At 63.2% G+C, this 16,471-nt stretch carries 15 protein-coding genes; 9 read left to right on the top strand and 6 right to left on the bottom strand.

The features are described 5' to 3' along the window. The first annotated feature begins 30 nt into the window (after positions 1-30). A complete protein-coding gene (locus tag ABFY71_RS07790; protein ID WP_347945442.1) occupies positions 31-555 on the top strand; it encodes a heme-binding beta-barrel domain-containing protein in 525 nt (174 codons plus the stop codon). 171 nt (positions 556-726) lie between these two features. On the opposite strand, the gene ABFY71_RS07785 is transcribed toward ABFY71_RS07790, so the two are convergent. The 3 genes from ABFY71_RS07785 to ABFY71_RS07775 form a co-directional block, all read right to left on the bottom strand. Next, on the bottom strand, positions 727-2,040 hold the full coding sequence (locus tag ABFY71_RS07785; RefSeq protein WP_347945441.1) for a TRAP transporter large permease: 1,314 nt from the start codon (positions 2,038-2,040) through the stop codon (positions 727-729). Positions 2,041-2,042: 2 nt separating this feature from the next. Then, on the bottom strand, positions 2,043-2,621 hold the full coding sequence (locus tag ABFY71_RS07780; protein WP_347945440.1) for a TRAP transporter small permease subunit: 579 nt from the start codon (positions 2,619-2,621) through the stop codon (positions 2,043-2,045). Between the two features lie 76 nt (positions 2,622-2,697). Continuing rightward, entirely contained in the window at positions 2,698-3,726 is a 1,029-nt protein-coding gene (locus ABFY71_RS07775) for a TRAP transporter substrate-binding protein (protein WP_347945439.1), read from the bottom strand. A gap of 352 nt (positions 3,727-4,078) precedes the next feature. Between ABFY71_RS07775 and ABFY71_RS07770 the strand changes: the two genes are divergently transcribed. After that, complete coding sequence (locus tag ABFY71_RS07770; protein ID WP_347945438.1) at positions 4,079-4,726, top strand: FadR/GntR family transcriptional regulator; 648 nt, start codon at positions 4,079-4,081, stop codon at positions 4,724-4,726. A gap of 150 nt (positions 4,727-4,876) precedes the next feature. Continuing rightward, on the top strand, positions 4,877-5,050 hold the full coding sequence (locus tag ABFY71_RS07765) for a hypothetical protein (RefSeq protein ID WP_347945437.1): 174 nt from the start codon (positions 4,877-4,879) through the stop codon (positions 5,048-5,050). A 13-nt stretch (positions 5,051-5,063) separates the two neighbouring features. On the opposite strand, the gene nirD is transcribed toward ABFY71_RS07765, so the two are convergent. After that, positions 5,064-5,396: a nitrite reductase small subunit NirD gene (gene nirD, locus ABFY71_RS07760; RefSeq protein ID WP_347945436.1), complete on the bottom strand. Its 333-nt coding sequence runs from the start codon at positions 5,394-5,396 to the stop codon at positions 5,064-5,066. Between the two features lie 11 nt (positions 5,397-5,407). Then, the gene (nirB, locus tag ABFY71_RS07755; RefSeq protein ID WP_347945435.1) at positions 5,408-7,852 is read right to left on the bottom strand and encodes a nitrite reductase large subunit NirB; all 2,445 of its coding nucleotides are present in this window, start codon (positions 7,850-7,852) and stop codon (positions 5,408-5,410) included. 478 nt (positions 7,853-8,330) lie between these two features. On the opposite strand from nirB, the gene ABFY71_RS07750 reads away from it, so the two are divergent. Together ABFY71_RS07750 and ABFY71_RS07745 are read left to right on the top strand one after the other, a co-directional pair. Then, positions 8,331-9,518: a Ppx/GppA phosphatase family protein gene (locus tag ABFY71_RS07750; protein WP_347945434.1), complete on the top strand. Its 1,188-nt coding sequence runs from the start codon at positions 8,331-8,333 to the stop codon at positions 9,516-9,518. Next, positions 9,508-10,248 carry an RlmE family RNA methyltransferase gene (locus ABFY71_RS07745; protein WP_305577417.1) on the top strand — a complete coding sequence of 247 codons (741 nt, stop codon included), beginning with the start codon at positions 9,508-9,510 and terminating at the stop codon, positions 10,246-10,248. Before ABFY71_RS07750 ends, ABFY71_RS07745 begins: the two co-directional genes overlap by 11 nt. Before the next feature lie 63 nt (positions 10,249-10,311). Here ABFY71_RS07745 and ABFY71_RS07740 read toward each other — a convergent pair whose 3' ends face one another. Beyond that, positions 10,312-11,706 (bottom strand): MFS transporter, encoded by a 1,395-nt coding sequence (locus tag ABFY71_RS07740; protein ID WP_347945433.1) that lies wholly within the window; start codon positions 11,704-11,706, stop codon positions 10,312-10,314. Positions 11,707-11,985: 279 nt separating this feature from the next. Between ABFY71_RS07740 and guaB the strand changes: the two genes are divergently transcribed. From guaB to ABFY71_RS07720, 4 genes are all read left to right on the top strand, one after another. Next, complete coding sequence (gene guaB / locus ABFY71_RS07735; RefSeq protein WP_347945432.1) at positions 11,986-13,488, top strand: IMP dehydrogenase; 1,503 nt, start codon at positions 11,986-11,988, stop codon at positions 13,486-13,488. 534 nt (positions 13,489-14,022) lie between these two features. Then, positions 14,023-14,460, top strand: coding sequence for an MAPEG family protein (locus ABFY71_RS07730; RefSeq protein WP_347945431.1), 438 nt, complete (start codon positions 14,023-14,025; stop codon positions 14,458-14,460). Positions 14,461-14,604: 144 nt separating this feature from the next. Further along, entirely contained in the window at positions 14,605-15,897 is a 1,293-nt protein-coding gene (locus ABFY71_RS07725; RefSeq protein WP_347945430.1) for an RsmB/NOP family class I SAM-dependent RNA methyltransferase, read from the top strand. Between the two features lie 70 nt (positions 15,898-15,967). Then, entirely contained in the window at positions 15,968-16,450 is a 483-nt protein-coding gene (locus ABFY71_RS07720; RefSeq protein ID WP_347945428.1) for a TspO/MBR family protein, read from the top strand. Positions 16,451-16,471: the final 21 nt, after the last annotated feature.

Genomic DNA, 16,471 nt, shown 5'->3' with positions numbered 1-16,471 from the left:
GCCGACCCTACCGTGGAGAGCATTTCTCAAGTGAAAAGATCAACGTCGATTTTCCCCGTGATTCTGCTGCTGCTGGCGACATTGGCGGCGGTCATGCCGGCCCGTGCCGGCCAGGACGAGATCAACCTGCTGCAGGCCTATATCGGACAGTGGCGCGGCGACAGCAAGCTGGTGGGTGGGGACGAACCTGAGCCGTTCCGCTGTCGCCTGTCGGTTGCCAAGGGCAATCTGGGGCGCATCAACTACACGGGGCGTTGTTCGCTGGTCGATACCACCCTCTCGATCAGTGGCACCATTGCCTATGTCGAGGAGCAGCGGCGCTATGAAGCGGTCATGAGTTCCAATGCCGGTTTCACCGGCGCGGCGATCGGCTTGATTCGCGGCAACACGATCAGCTTTGATCTGCGCAAATCCCAGCGCGATCGCTCGGGCAGTGATGTGCGCATCGGCGCCCGCATCCTGCTTATTGAAGATACGATTACCGTGGACTTCGAGGTGGAGTTCAACAATTCCGGGGAAATTCTGACGGCCTCGGTACCGTTCGCCCGGTCCTAGAGCGCTTTCAGCGAAGGCGGCTCCACCGCAGCCATTTGACTGCGCGCCCCTGGGACGCGAAGCGATTTCGCCGGTTCGACAGACACAGTGAAATACCCAGGCGCCAAAGATAGCGCCGTCACTCTCGTCAACAGGGCCCCCGCCGCCAGACTGCGGCGCGGGCCCTTGTGCTTATTTGATCGCCCAGGTGGCGATGGGCGGGAAGAACAGGATGATCGCCAGCACCACCAGTTGCAGCGCGATGAACGGCAACAATGCAGTGTAGATGTGCTTGAGCGTGATCTCTTTGGGGGCCACGCTCTTGAGGTAGAACGCTGCCGGACCGAACGGCGGGGTGAGGTAGGACACCTGCATGTTGACCGCGAACAGAATACCGAACCAGATCGGATCGTAGCCCAGCTGGATGACGATGGGCACGAAGATCGGCAGGGTCAGCAGCGCAATGCCGATCCAGTCGAGGAACATCCCCAGGACCAGCAGGATCAGCATCATCACCATGATGATGACCACCGGCGGCGCGTCGATGCCCAGAATGGCGTCGGCCACGAAGCGGTTGCCGCCCATCAGGTTATAGACTCCCACCAGCACGGCGGCAGCAATGCCGATCCAGATGATCATGCCACAGGTTTCGAGCGTGTGGACCAGGCTGTCCTGCACCATCTTGAAGGTCAGCTCACGCCGCATAAGCGAGATGAGAAGCACGGCGGAAACGCCCATCGCTGCCGCTTCGGTGATCGAGGCGATGCCGCCATAGATCGAGCCGAGCACAACAAAGACGATGAAGAACGGTGCCGCCAGCGAGCGCAGCGCGCTGCCCAGTGATTCCTGCGCCATCTCCTCATCGGACATGGGCGGGCCCATCTGCGGATCGCGCCAGCAGATGAACAGCACATAGGCGACATAGAAGGCCAGCAGCAACAGGGCAGGCGTGATGGCGGCGACGAACAGGTCGGCGATGGAAACGCTGGCGACCAGGCCATAGATGATCAGCACGATCGATGGTGGCATCATGGTGCCGAGCGAACCGCCGGCGACGACGACGCCGATCGACAGGTTCCGGTCATAGCCCAGGCGCAGCATCTGCGGCAGCGCCAGAATACCGAGCAGCACGATTTCGCCACCGATCACGCCGGACATCGCCGCGAGCAGGATGGCGACGATCAGGGTCTGCACGGCAACGCCGCCGGGCAGGCGTCCAGCCAGGATGCGCATGCCGTTGAACAAGGACTTGGCGATGCCGGAGCGGTCGAGCAGCGCCGCCATCAGGATGAACATCGGGATGGCAACCAGCGAATATTCGGTGATGAAGCCGAAAATGCGCGAGGTGACCAGGGGCAGGGCGTTGCCGCCAAACCAGCCGAAGGTGAAGATCAGGGCGACCAGGCCGGTGACCCAGGCCAGTGGCTGCCCGGTGAGCAGCAGCAGAAAAATGGCGCCGACGAGAATGTAGGAGCCGTACTCGATGCCCAATGCGCTCAAGCCCATGATTAATTCTCCTCCGCGCGGTCAGATGGCACGGACACGTCGCGCCTTATGGCCGAAACCAGGTGCAGCAGAGTCTGGACAAACATGGTGGCGACGCAGATCAGCACCAGCAATTTGAGCAGGGCCGGGGTGGGTGGATTCCACGAGGTTCCCGTGCCTTCGAGGCGCAGGTCACCGGTGGGTGAGAGCCAGGATTTGCCCACCATTGTCCAGCCCGCATAGGCGAGGCCGAAGAAAAAGAGCAGGGCAATGATGGAATTGAAGATGTCGATGACGCGGCGGCGGGCCGGGGAAATGCCATCGTAGAACATGCGGACGCGGATATGCTTGTCGCGCGCCAGGGCTATCGGACCGCCGATGAGAAAGGTGGCGGCGATCAGGAAGGTGGTGCTTTCGTGCGCCCAGAATGTGGGGCTGTTGAACACATAGCGCGAAATCACCTCAAACACGGTGATGGCAAAAGCCAGGAAAATGCCCCAGGCCAATACCTTGCTGGAGTTGGAAACCGCCCGGTCCAGCCCGGTGCGGATTTCTTCATCGCCGCCATCGGCAATGGCCGCAATATCAACGTCTTCGGCCATCTCGGTTCTCCGGTATTCATACATTTGCGCCCGGCAGATAATTTGCCGGGCGCACTCAGGTCAAGCGCTGTTGAGGCTACAGCAGGTTACGGCCTTCGAGATAGGCGGTGACGGTGTCGTAGTAGCGCTGGGTCATGTCGCTGCGCGTGGCCCAATTCTTCCACTCTTCCTGGGCGATGCGACGGAATTTCGCACGCTCATCGCCGGACCAGTTGATGATCTCGATTTCAGGATTGGCGCGGGCCTCGGCAACGGCCTTGGCGTCGAGCATGCGCACCGAATAGACGTGATCGAAGATGAACTTGTCGACCGATGCGACCAGAATCGCCTGCAGATCTTCGGGCAGGCCATCCCAGATTTCCTTGTTCATCGAAATGTCGATGAGCGGCAGCGAGTGGAAGCCGGGATACAGCGGGTACGGAGCAACGTCGTTCATGCCCAGTGCCTGGTTGGTGGCGAACACGGTGTTGTCAGCCGCATCAACCACGCCCTTGTCGAGGGCCGAGAAGATTTCCGAGCCTGGCAAGGCAACTGGCGACGCGCCGGCCTTGGAGAAGATCTCGAACACCATGCCTTCGGGAGCGCGCAGCTTGACGCCCTTGAGGTCTTCGACGGTACGGATCGGCACGGCAGCCACGAAGGCTTCGGGCTCGGTCGCCGCTGCGCCGATGAAGTGAACGCCATAAGGCTCTACCAACTCGGCATAAAGCTCCTGGCCGCCGCCCGACTGCATGAAGCCGAGCAGTTCGAATGGATCGCTCCACGCGCCCACCAGATTGCCCATCATGGCAAAAGCGGGGTCCTTGCCGGCGAAATAGCTTGGATCGGTCAGATGGCCCTGCAGAATGCCCGAGCCGACGGCGTCGAGCGTATCGGTGTGCGGAACGACCGAGCCAATGGGCAGGATTTCGATTTCAATGCGGCCGCCGGACAGCACGCCGACATTGGTGGCCCATTTCTGCTTGTTGATAAAGCCGGGTTCACCCGCGGTTTCCGAGGTCTGGAACGTCCAGTTGTAGTCGGCAGCGAAGGTGGCGGCGCCCGACAGTGTCAGGACCGATGCGGTGATCGCGGTCAGGCCCGCAAGCTTTTTGAGCAAGCTCATTATTCTCTCCCTGGGTCGATGCTGGTAGGTGGTTCTGGCAGAAGGTCCGAGAATGCATCGTTTCACCGGTCCGTTGCCTGAACTGTGCACGAATTGGCGGGGCGATCAATATTGAGAAAGCGGCTTTTCGCCAATTTCTGCGCTTTTTGTCTGACCACGACACCGGATTTGTCTCACTTTGAACGGTTAGGCGTGGCAATTCTTGCCAACATCGTTAAGCCATGCACAATCTGGTCCTACAAAAGAGCCTGCCCGCCAGGCCCCACCCGGAGACGCCGCCTTGTCCTTTGATCATCCACACGCAGCAAAGGCCGGGAGCTCCGTTCAGGCGCGCTCCGCGGTGGAGAGTCTGGTGCTCGAGATCCGGGCGCTGATTGACAGTGAACTGCTCAAGGTGGGCGATGCCCTGCCGTCCGAGCGGGAACTGTGCGAGCGGTTTTCCACCAGCCGCAATACCGTCCGCGAGGCGATGCGGATGCTCAAGGCCTATGGCGTCGTCGAAGTGCGTCCCAAGGTTGGCGCCACCATCATCGACAACCGCATGGCGCGGGCCTTCGATCTGTTCTCGTTCAACACCATCGAGATTTCGCGCAAGACCTTTGCCGACATCCAGGGCTTCCGCACGCTGATCGAGGTCAATTCAGTCGACGCCATGTTCGACAATCTGACCGATGACCACCTCGCAGCGCTGCTTGCCGCCAATGCCGCCATGAAAAGTGCCCAGACCATTCAGGAAGCGTCCGAGGCTGATTTCGGCTTTCACATCAGCCTGGTCGGCATTCTCGACAATGCCGCCCTGCTCGAGCTCTATCGCATCATGAAGCCGGTGATCATCGGCATCATGGAAAAAGGCAAATCCCGCCAGGATTTTCGCACCAGCACCTTTGACCAGCACCAGGCCGTCATCGATGCCCTGAGCGCCCATGACCGCATCAACTACCAATACGCCCTGCAACACCACCTCACCATCGGCTTCGACACCTTTGTTGAAGGGCCCTGACCGCACGCCGGGGCAGGTACCCTTGGCGCAGAGGTTGTAATCGGCCTCAGGGAGTCTCATCTTCGCGGGATAGACAGCGCGCCACCTCGATTTCGCCCCTTCAGCGTGTCCTGTTGTTGTGGCGTCGCTACCAAGCCAGGGAGACCACGCATGGTTGCCGACAAGTCCAAAGCCGATCCCAAACACCCCGCGCCTGCCCGGGACGGGGAGCCTGATGAGCGCCCCACGCCCGAGGAACTGGACGCCAAGCTTGACCGCGAACTGGCCGACAGCTTCCCGGCCAGCGATCCACCCAAGGTGACGCGCCCCGGCCATCAGGACTGAGCCGGGCGCCAGCCTATTCGGCGGCAACCATCATCAGGTCGGGCGTGATGAAAATGCGCCCGTCCACGACATTGACGGCATAGGATCGCACCTCGCCCTCATCGGCGCCCTGTGCCTGTCCCGTGCTCAGGTCGAACACCCAGTTGTGCATCGGGCAGGTGACCGACGCCCCGTGCACAATGCCTTCGCTGAGTGGGCCGCCCCGGTGCGGGCAGCGATTGTCGATGGCAAAGATCTGGTCGTCCTGGGTCCGGAATACCGCAATCTTGCCATTGGGGGTATTGACGCATCGCGCCCCGCGGCGGGGTATGGTGTCGACGCGGCCGATTTCGATCCATTCGTCCATGGCCCGCTCCCTCATTCTGCTGCCACCGGCATGCCGAACTCGGCCAGTGCCGCAAACTCATGCGCATCCTTGCCATTGACCCGTTCTTGCCACGGGTCGACCTGGGCAAATTGCTGCGAATAGACAAACCGCTCGTAATAGGCGCGGCGCTTGTCACGATCGTCGACCACATTGGCCAGGATCGACGGCGTGCCCACCCTTTTGGCCCATTTGTAGATGCGTTCGAGGTAGCGCCCCTGCTCACGATACAGCTGGGTCAGCGCCACGATGATTTCGAGCGCCTCATCCTCCGTATTGGCGTGGCACAGCAATTCAGTGCCCTTGATGTCGAGCCCGGCCGCCCCGGCGAAGTGGATGTCATAGCCGGAGTCGACGCAGATCACCCCGATATCCTTGCAGGTCGCCTCGGCGCAGTTGCGCGGACAGCCCGATACCGCCAGCTTCAGCTTGGCCGGCGTCCAGGCGCCCCACATGAACTTCTCGATGCGGATGCCGAGCCCGGTGGAATCCTGGGTGCCGAAGCGGCACCAGTCCGACCCCACGCAGGTCTTGACCGTCCGCAGACCCTTGGCATAGGCGGCGCCCGATACCATGCCGGCCGCATTCAGGTCGGCCCAGACGCCGGGCAGGTCTTCCTTTCTCACCCCGAGCAGATCAATGCGCTGTCCACCCGTCACCTTCACCGCCGGGATGGCAAACTTGTCGGCCACGTCGGCAATGGCCCGCAATTCCTTGGGATTGGTCATGCCGCCCCACATGCGCGGTACCACCGAATAGGTGCCATCCTTCTGGATATTGGCGTGCACCCGCTCATTGATGAAGCGGCTCTGCCCGTCATCCTCATATTCGCCGGGCCAGTCGGACACGAGGTAATAGTTCAGCGCCGGCCGGCACTTGGCGCAGCCGCAACTGGTCTTCCACTCCAGCTCCTGCATCACCGCGGGGATCGATTTGAGCCCCTTGGCGATGATCAGCCGGCGCACATCGTCATGGCCATATTCGGTGCAGCCGCACATCGGCTGCACGGCGGTCGGGTTATAGCCCGCGCCCAGCGTCAGGTGCAGCAATTGCTCCACCAGATGGGTGCACGAGCCGCACGAGGCCGAAGCCTTGGTATGGGCACGCACGCCATCCAGCCCGGTCAGGCCCTTGCCGGTAATGGTCGAGGTGATCTTGCCTTTGCACACGCCGTTACAGCCACAGATCTCTGCCTCATCCGGCAAGGCTGCAACGGCCGCCATAGGGTCCAGTGGGGTGCCCCCCTGATACGCCTGGCCAAACACCAGCGTGTCGCGCATCTCGCGCGTGTCCACCCCGCGTTTCAACAGGTCAAAAAACCACGGCCCGTCCGAGGTCTCGCCATACAGCACCGCCCCGATAATTCGGTCGTCCTTGAGCACCAGCCGCTTGTAGATGCCGGCACTGGCGTCGCGCAGCACGATCTCCTCGCGGTCTTCGCCCTCGCCGAAATCGCCCGCCGAGAACAGATCGATCCCGGTGACCTTGAGCTTGGTTGAGGTGACCGATCCCTGATAGCTGGCCGGCACCCCCACCAGTGTGCTGGCCAGCACCTGGCCCATCTCATAGAGCGGCGCCACCAGCCCGTAGCAGACGCCGCGATGTTCGGCGCATTCGCCCAGCGCAAAGATATGCGGATCATCGGTGCGCATCTGGTCATCGACCACAATGCCACGATTGACGGCCAGGCCACTTTCCTTGGCCAGCGCCGAGGCGGGTCGGATCCCCACCGCCATCACCACCATGGAACAGGCGATCACCGTGCCGTCGCTCAGCTCGACGCCCTCGACGCGATCCTGGCCAAGCACCTGTTTGGTATTGGCCTGGGTAATCACGCGCACGCCGCGGTCAACAAACGCCTTTTCCAGCAGATAGCCCGCTGCCGGGTCCAGCTGGCGCTCCATCAGCGTCGGCGCCAGATGCAGCACGGTGACGTCCATGCCGCGCAGTTTCAGGCCTGCCGCTGCTTCCAGCCCCAGCAGCCCGCCGCCGATGACCACGATGCTGCTGCCCCGCCCGGCCGCCAGCATCTTGTCGACGTCGTCGAGGTCGCGATAGGTCACCACGCCCGCCAGCTGATGGCCCGGCACGGGCGGAATGAACGGGCTGGACCCGGTGGCGATCACCAGGTGATCGTATTCCGCGACCAGCCCATTGCTCGATTGCACGCGCTTGGCGACGCGGTCGATCTGCGTCACCGGCGCCGATTTGTGCAGCGTCACGCCATGCTCGGCATACCATTCATCGCCATGGGTGATGATCTCCGCATAGCTCTTTTCGCCCGACAGCACCGGCGACAGCATCAGCCGGTTGTAGTTCACGCGCGGCTCGGCATTGAAAATGGTCACCTCGAAACGGCCCGGTGCCGCTTCAAACAGATGCTCCAGCATCCGTCCCGGTGCCATGCCGTTGCCGACGATGACAAGTCTCTCGCTCATCTGCATTCTCCTGTTCGGCGCGACGCAAAACAAAAAAGCTGCCAATCGAAGCGCGCCGGTTGGGGAACCGGAATGCGAAACGATTGGCAGCTTTGCCATGCGGGGCGCCCAACGCTGGACACCCAATCAGTTTTGAGCTCGGTACGAGCCCTGCCATCAGTTCAATGCAGGAACCGTGCCAGCCGTGGCGGCTTCGTAAAGCGATTGAAGAACAAAGACTTATCGATTCATCCTGAATCAATCTCGGGGCGGTCATGGCGTCGTGCCGCACAATCGCACGGCAATCTGCCTAACGGATTGGCACTTTACCGGCCTGCTCAATCGCGCGCCGCCGCCTGCTTGTCCTCAGGGGCGTGGTACGCATTCCATTGCGCTTATTGGTCTCTTGCTCTACCGTCGTCGGTGACACGAAACAAAGTGCGATCGGGCGCTACCGGCCAAAGCCGGGCCCAGCGACCGCGCACATCAGGAGACCAATGTGACCGATTCCGATCGGTCCGCTGCTGCAGCTCTGTCTTTGGACGGACCGGCACGCCGTTCTCCAGCTGGTCTTGACCAGGTGGAGAGGGCAGGGACCAACGGGGTCCCTGTTGATACGGACAAGCGGACAGCGCCCGCCATCAATCCGACTCGCAAGCACCGCGGGCCGCTTTATGCGGCGCTCGACCTTGGCACCAATAACTGTCGACTGTTGATAGCCCGGCCGCACGATCACGGCTTTCGCGTCATTGATGGCTTCACCCGCATCGTCCGCCTCGGCGAAGGCGTTTCCGTCACCGGGCGTCTGGGCGAGGCGGCCATGGATCGCACGCTTGAGGCGCTGCGCCAGTGCCGCAACAAACTGCGCGAACATCAGCCCGCCCGCATGCGCCTGATTGCCACCGAAGCCTGCCGCGGCGCCGAAAACGGCCCGGCCTTTCTGCAGCGCGTCAGGGATGAAATCGGGCTCGATCTTGAAATCGTTGATCGCCACACCGAGGCCCAGCTGGCGGTGATTGGCTGCGCCGACCTGGTCGACGCCAACACCGCCGGGGCGCTGATCTTCGATATTGGCGGCGGCTCCTCCGAGCTGGCCTGGCTCGATTTCCGCGGTGGCCGGCCCAAATCCCAGGGCCGGATGTCGGCGGCGATCCGCTCCTGGCAGTCGCTGCCGGTCGGCGTGGTGTCGATCGCCGAGAAATTTGGTGGCGTCAATGTCACCCCGGCAGTCTTTGAAGCCATGGTGGCCCATGTCAGCGAGCATCTGCGCCAGTTCCGCGGCCGCGAGAAGCTGCGCCAGATGATTGCCAGCCATCCGGTGCACCTGATCGGCACCTCTGGCACCGTGACGACGCTGGCCGGCCTGCATCTTGGCCTTGAGCGCTATGAGCGCCAGAAGGTCGATGGCCTGTGGATGCAACGCGATCAGGTCGATGAAACCATGAACGCGCTGCTCGCCATGCCGTTCGAGCGCCGCGTGGCCCATCCCTGCATTGGCCGCGACCGCGCCGATCTGGTATTGCCAGGCTGCGCCATCTTTGAAGCCATTCGTCGCGAATGGCCTACTGACCGCGTTCGCGTGGCCGATCGTGGCCTGCGCGAAGGCATTCTTATTTCGCTGATGGATGCCGACCGGACCCGGTCGCGTGCCTCGCGCTATCCTCGGAGAAACCCCAATGGTGGATAAAGCTCTCGGTTCTGGCGGGCGCAAGTCCGACAAGGACCTCAAGATCCGGCTCAAGACGGCCAAGGGCCGCAAGACCGGCTCGACCAAATGGCTCGAGCGCCAGCTCAACGATCCCTATGTCGCCCGGGCCCGCGAGGCCGGCTATCGCTCGCGCGCGGCCTTCAAGATCAAGGAAATGGACGAGAAGCACCATCTCTTCCGCCAGGGCATGCGCATTGTCGATCTGGGCGCCGCGCCCGGCGGCTGGTCACAGGTGGCTGCCAAGGCGATCGGCTCCACCGATGCCAATCCGCTGATCGTGGGCATTGATTATCTCGAAATGGACCCCATCCCCGGCGTGAAGCTGCTGATGAAGGATTTCACCGATGATGACGCCCCGGCCATGCTGATCGAGGCCATGGGCGGCAAAAAGGCCGATCTGGTGATGTCCGACATGGCCTGGCCCACCACCGGCCACCGCCCCACCGACCATTTGCGCATCGTCCAGCTCATCGAGATCGCCGCCGCCTTTGCCCTCGACGTGCTGGCCCCCAATGGCGTCTTCATCGCCAAGGTGTTCCAGGGCGGCACCGAGCATGAGCTGCTGCACATGCTCAAGCGCCACTTCAAGTCCACCCACCACGCCAAGCCGCCCTCCAGCCGCGCCGATTCCGCCGAGGCCTATCTCATTGCCAAGGGGTTCAAGGGCACCAATGACACCGTGCCGGGCGAAGGGGAGTACGACCGCTAGCCCCCGGCGCCAGTCCAGCCACTTCCGTGGCTATCCGTCAGGGCTGGCCTCGCGCCCTGCCGCTCACGCCTTGGGCAGGGTCGTCGCCTTGTGGCCGGAAACATTGCTGCCCGCTTCGGCCGGCAGGCGCCAGTAGATGAACGCGGCCAGGGCGCTCATGCCCCCCACCACGAAGAATGCGATCTGGAAATCCACCAATTCCAGTTCGCTGCCGCGCATTTGCGTGCTGACCTCCAGGATGGCGCCGGCCACCGCCACGCCGAACGCCACGCTCAATTGCTGGGCGACCGCGACGATGGCGGTGGCCTGGCCCGCCTCTTCATCATTCACATCGGCATAGCCCAGCGCATTGGCGCCGGTGAAAAACACCGAGCGCAACACGCCGCCCACCAGCAGCACCACCATGATGGCCAGTATGGGCGTCGCGTCATTGAACAGCCCCTGCGCCGCAATCAGCACCCCGCCAAAGAACGCGGCAAAGCCCAGCGTCCGGGGAAACCCGAACCGCGCATAGATCTTCTCGGCCAGGAATTTGCTCATGATCGCCCCGATCGCCGAGACAAAGGTGATGGCGCCCGATTGAAACGGCGTCATCCCGAATCCCAGTTGCAGCATCAGCGGCAGCAGGAATGGCACCGCACCCACGCCGATGCGAAAGAACGAGCCGCCGATAACCGCCGAGCGGAACAGCCTGTGGCGAAACAATTGCGGGTCGAGCAGCGGGTGCTGGGTGGCCCGGGCATGGACGAAATACAGTCCGCCGGCAATCAGCCCCACGGCCAGCGTCCCATAGCCATAGGCAATCGGCAGTGCCGGCAGGCTGACCACCGAGAGCCCGAACACTGTTCCCGAGAACGCCACCGCTGCAATCAGGAAACCCCTCACGTCGAGCCGGCGCGGCGAGCGTTCCTCTGGCACCTGCAGAAAGATGCTGACCAGGATGATCCCGGCAATGCCGATCGGGATATTGATCCAGAAAATCCAGTGCCAGCTCAGATAGGTCGTGAGAAATCCCCCGATCAGCGGCCCGGTCAGCGGTCCCAGCAGCGCCGGAATGGTCAGCCAGGCCATGGCCGAAACCAGTTCGTTGCGCGGCGTTGAACGCACCAGCAGCAGGCGCCCCACCGGAGTCATCATCGACGAGCCAATGCCCTGGAAGAATCGCGACAGCACGAAAGTCTCGAGCGAAAACGAGAATGAGCAGGCCAGCGAGCCCAGCATGAACACGAATATGGCGATCCGGAAGATGTTCTTGGCCCCGAACCGGTCGGCCATCCAGCCACTGATCGGAATGAAAATGGCCAGCGCCACGAAATAGGCGGTCAGCGCCAGCTTCAACGCAATCGGTTCACTGCCGATATCGCTGGCAATGGCCGGCAGGGAGGTGGCAATGACCGTGGAATCCATCTGTTCCATGAACAGGGCGACGGCCAGGATGAGCGGAGTTGCGCGGATCACGGAATGGGAACCAGAAAGGAATCGGAAGGCGTCGCGGCTGCGGCGGCCCAATATGAACCGTGCCGGCAGTTCTGAGAACCCGGCCAGACGCCTGTCGCGCGAAAGATCAGCGTCGTTTCGCACTGTGGTTTCATGGCATAGCCGCCATCCACCGCCACCCACTATGCAAGTGCCCCTGCCGGTGCTATTGACCCTCGCCAACCAGAACCCGACAAAAACCCTGTCCGGTTCAGCATCCTACATCTCTGATCCCATTCAGAAGTCCGGAAAGGTCTGGCCTTGGCGAAGATTATTACCACTATTACTGGCGACGCGGCTTTGACCTTTGACGACGTGCTGCTGCAGCCGGCGCGCTCCGATATTCTGCCTTCTGAAACCGACATTTCGACCTATGTCACCAAGGACATAGCGCTCAATCTGCCCATTCTGTCATCGGCCATGGATACCGTCACCGAAAGCGGCATGGCCATCGCCATGGCCCAGGCCGGCGGCATGGGCGTCATCCACAAGAACCTGACCGCCGACCAGCAGGCCGAACAGGTGCGCATGGTCAAGTCGTTCGAAAGCGGCATGGTCATCAACCCCATCACCATCGGCCCCGATGCCACCCTGGCCGATGCGCTCTCGCTGATGCAGTCCAACCGGATTTCCGGCATTCCGGTCGTCGAGAACGGCGGCACCGGCGGGCGGGCCATTGGCAAGCTGGTGGGCATCCTCACCAATCGCGACGTCCGCTTTGCCTCCCATCCCGCCCAGCCCATCCGCGAGCTGATGACCTTTGAAAAACTGGTCACCGTGCGCGATGGCGTCTCCAAGGAAGAGGCCAAGGTGCTGCTGCATACGCACCGCATCGAAAAGTTGCTGGTGGTCGATGCCGATTATCGCTGCACCGGCCTGATCACCGTCAAGGATATCGAAAAGGCCCAGCTCAACCCCAATGCCGTCAAGGACGAACGCGGGCGCCTACGCGTCGCGGCGGCCTCCACCGTTGGCGATGCCGGCCATGAGCGGTCCCTGCAACTGATCGACGCTGGCGTTGACCTCCTGGTCATCGACACCGCGCACGGCCACTCCGTCCGCGTCGCCGAGGCCGTCGAGCGCGTCAAGCGCGAGAGCAATGGCGTGCGCATCGTCGCCGGCAATGTCGCCACCGCCGAAGCCGTCAGGGCGCTGGTCGATGCCGGTGCCGATTCGGTCAAGGTGGGCATTGGCCCCGGCTCGATCTGCACCACCCGCATCGTTGCTGGTGTCGGCGTGCCCCAGCTGGCCGCCGTCATGGCCTGCGCCGAAGAGGGCGACCGCCAGGGCATCCCGGTCATCGCCGATGGCGGCATCAAATTCTCCGGCGACATGGCCAAGGCCCTGGCCGGCGGCGCCTCCTGCGTCATGGTCGGCTCGCTCCTGGCCGGCACCGACGAGAGCCCCGGCGAGGTCTATCTGCATCAGGGCCGCTCCTACAAATCCTACCGTGGCATGGGCTCGGTCGGCGCCATGGGCTCGGGCTCGGCTGATCGCTACTTCCAGCAGGATGTGCGCGACCAGATGAAACTGGTGCCCGAAGGCATTGAAGGTCAGGTGCCCTACAAGGGTGCCGCCGGCGCCGTGCTGCATCAGCTGGCGGGCGGCTTGCGCGCCTCGATGGGCTATACCGGCGCCCACAATCTCAAGGAGTTCCGCGACAATTCGGTCTTCGTCAAGATTTCCGGCGCCGCCCTCAGCGAGAGCCACGTCCACGACGTCACCATCACCCGCGAAGCCCCCAACTACCGCTCCGGCCGCTAGGCCGGGGCAGGGGCACTTTCGGTCCCCACCCGCAGGCCGTCGCCCTCGGCATAATCGGGCCTGACCCGAGGACCGGGGGCCTCCCCACCCACAGACCGTCACCCTCGGGCTTGACCCGAGGGCTCTGCACTGACTGAACGCTGCTTTACCAAACCCCCTCGGCGCCAGCGTCAGTCCCCCTTATCCCCGGCCCCCGCGTCCCGTGCCATACTCCCCCATCACCCCGCATGGGCGGCCTGCAGGCGAACAGTGGCGGGGTGTGCCGGGTGGAAGTTCGTCTCTTCCACAGGTTCCAGTCCGGCCGTGTGGGGGCGAGCGATCCCCGTGCCGCCGTACAGTTCCAAAAACCGGCATCCCGGGACGGCGATCGTCTCGTTTTTAACTTTACCAGAGGCGAAGGCCGTCTCGGGATCCGTCCGCCTGCCCGCAACCGTCCGGCCCGCGCCGCGCGGTCGAGAACCATGCCTGGAGAAAAATCCCACGCATCCAAAAGCACTTGCCACGCGTAGCAGACTCTCTAGCGGAGCTTTATTCATGCCTCTTCTCGCCAAGCTCATGATCCTGGCCATGGCCGCCCAGGCCTTGCTGACCATGGCCATTCTCGTGCTGATGGGCCGCGAGCGCGTGCCGCGTGTCATGTCCGGCGAAATTGCCATGGCCGCCATCGCGGTGGACCGCACTGCCTATCCGCTCAGGGCGCGCCTGCTCTCCAACAGCTTCGACAACCAGTTCCAGCTGCCCGTGCTGTTCTACGTCGCGGCCCTGCTGGCCCTCATGCTGGGCGGCGTAACCTCATTGGAGGCCGCCGCCGCCGGGCTCTTCGTGGCCCTGCGCTATGCCCACGCCATCATCCATGTCACCACCAATCACCTGCTGCAGCGCTTCGCCATCTACACCGCCGGCCTTGCGGTCCTCGCCATCCTCTGGCTAATGGTCCTCTTTCGCGTTCTCGTCGCATCCCCTGGCCCCTAGAGGCCGCTTGAGTATTCGCTCTGGTGTGGGAGATGGGGCGGGTTTTCGAGAACCGGCGCGCAGCGTACCTTGGGTACGTGAGCACCGGAAGCGCAGGAAACACGCTGCAGCTTCCCACCAGAGTAGAATAATCAGAGGTCTCGCATGCGCCTTCCAGGCCGTCTATCCGCCGCCATTGCAGTCCTCACGGATGTCGAGACGCGCAAGCGTCCCGTCTCCGAAGCGCTCAAGGCCTGGGGGATCAACAATCGTTTCGCCGGGGCAGGGGACCGCGCCGCCATCGGCAATCTGGTCTATGACGCCCTGCGCCGCCGCGCCTCCCATGCCGCCATCATGGCCGATGACAGCCCGCGCGCTTTGGTGCTGGCGGTTGCCGTGCGCGACTGGGGGCACGACCCCGCCGCCCTCAACGACAGTTTCGCCACCGACGATCACGCGCCCGAACCATTGAGCGCCGACGAGCTGGCCCGCATCACCGGCCAGCTCCCCGACGATTCCGCCGGTCACATCCTTGCCGATGTTCCTGAGTGGCTCGCGCCGTCCCTCACCCGCGCCTTTGGCGATAGCTGGATCGCCGAGGGCCAGGCCATGGCGGCCCGGCCATCGCTTGATCTGCGCACCAACACGCTGAAATCCCAGCGCGAGCGCGTGCTGAAATCGCTGGCCCGCTTCAATGCCGTGCCAACCGCCATCTCCCCGGTCGGCGTCACCATGCCTGCCGGCTCGGGCGATGCCCGCACCCCCAATGTCACCACCGATGAGGGCTACCTCAAGGGCTGGTTCGAAGTGCAGGATCAGGGCAGCCAGATTGTTGCCGCCCTGGCCGGCGCCTCGCCCGGCGAACAGCTGCTCGATTTCTGCGCTGGCGCCGGTGGCAAGACCCTGGCGCTGGCCGCAGCCATGGCCAATAAGGGCCAGATCTTCGCCTATGACAGCGATCGCAGCCGCCTTGCGCCGATCTATGACCGGCTCAAGCGCAATGGCGCCCACAATGTGCAGGTGCGGGCCCCGCTGCCGGATGCCCTCGATGACCTCGTCGGCAAGATGGATCGCGTCATCATCGACGCGCCCTGTACCGGCACCGGCACCTGGCGCCGCCGTCCCGATACCAAGTGGAAGCTCTCCCCCGAACTGCTCGCCCAGCGCGTCGCCGAGCAGGCCGCCATCCTGGCGCACGCCCGGCGCTTCCTCAAGCCCGGTGGCACGCTGATCTACATCACCTGCTCCATCCTGCCCGAAGAAAATGACGACCAGGTCGCCGCCTTCCTCGCCGCCAACCCCGATTTTGCCTCGCTCGATCCCCAATCGCTCTGGCAAGCTGCCTTCGGCGCCGAGGCGCCCGCGGGCGTTGCCACTGCCGGCGCCGGCATTGCGCTGACCCCCCGCCTGACCGGCACCGACGGCTTCTATCTCAACGCCCTGCGCCGAAACCCATGATCGCCCCGGTGAACCAATCGGTGCCCCGGCGCGTTACCGGTTGAGCTGTACGTTTGCGGAGCCGCACGCCATGACCACCACCACCATTGACTACCGCTCCGCCCGCAGCTGGCTGACCCTGGCAGTCTTCCTGGTCGTGGTGATTGGCGTCGGTGGTTTCATCGGTTCCCAGTCCACCCCGGGCACCTGGTTCGAAAACCTTGCCAAGCCACCCTTCAATCCCCCCAGCTGGGTCTTTGCGCCGGTCTGGACCATCCTTTACGTCATGATCGCCATTGCCGGCTGGCGCATCTGGATGGCGCGGCCCAACAGCCCGGCCATGGGCCTGTGGGTCGCCCAGATGCTGGCCAACTGGCTCTGGTCCCCCGTCTGGTTCACGGCCCACCTGCTCTGGGGCGCCTTTGCCATCATCATCGTCATGCTCGGCCTGATCATCGGGTTTATCCTCGTGGCGCGAAAAACCGATACAATCGCCGCATGGCTTTTCGTTCCCTATCTGGCATGGGTGTCTTTTGCGACTTTGCTCAATTTTTCCATCGCCATTCTCAACTAGTCCGGCTGGCTTTTTCGTGCG

The organism is Devosia alba (assembly GCF_039938915.1).
GTDB classification, from domain to species: Bacteria; Pseudomonadota; Alphaproteobacteria; order Rhizobiales; family Devosiaceae; genus Devosia; species Devosia alba.
This window is presented reverse-complemented; position numbering and strand designations above follow the sequence as displayed.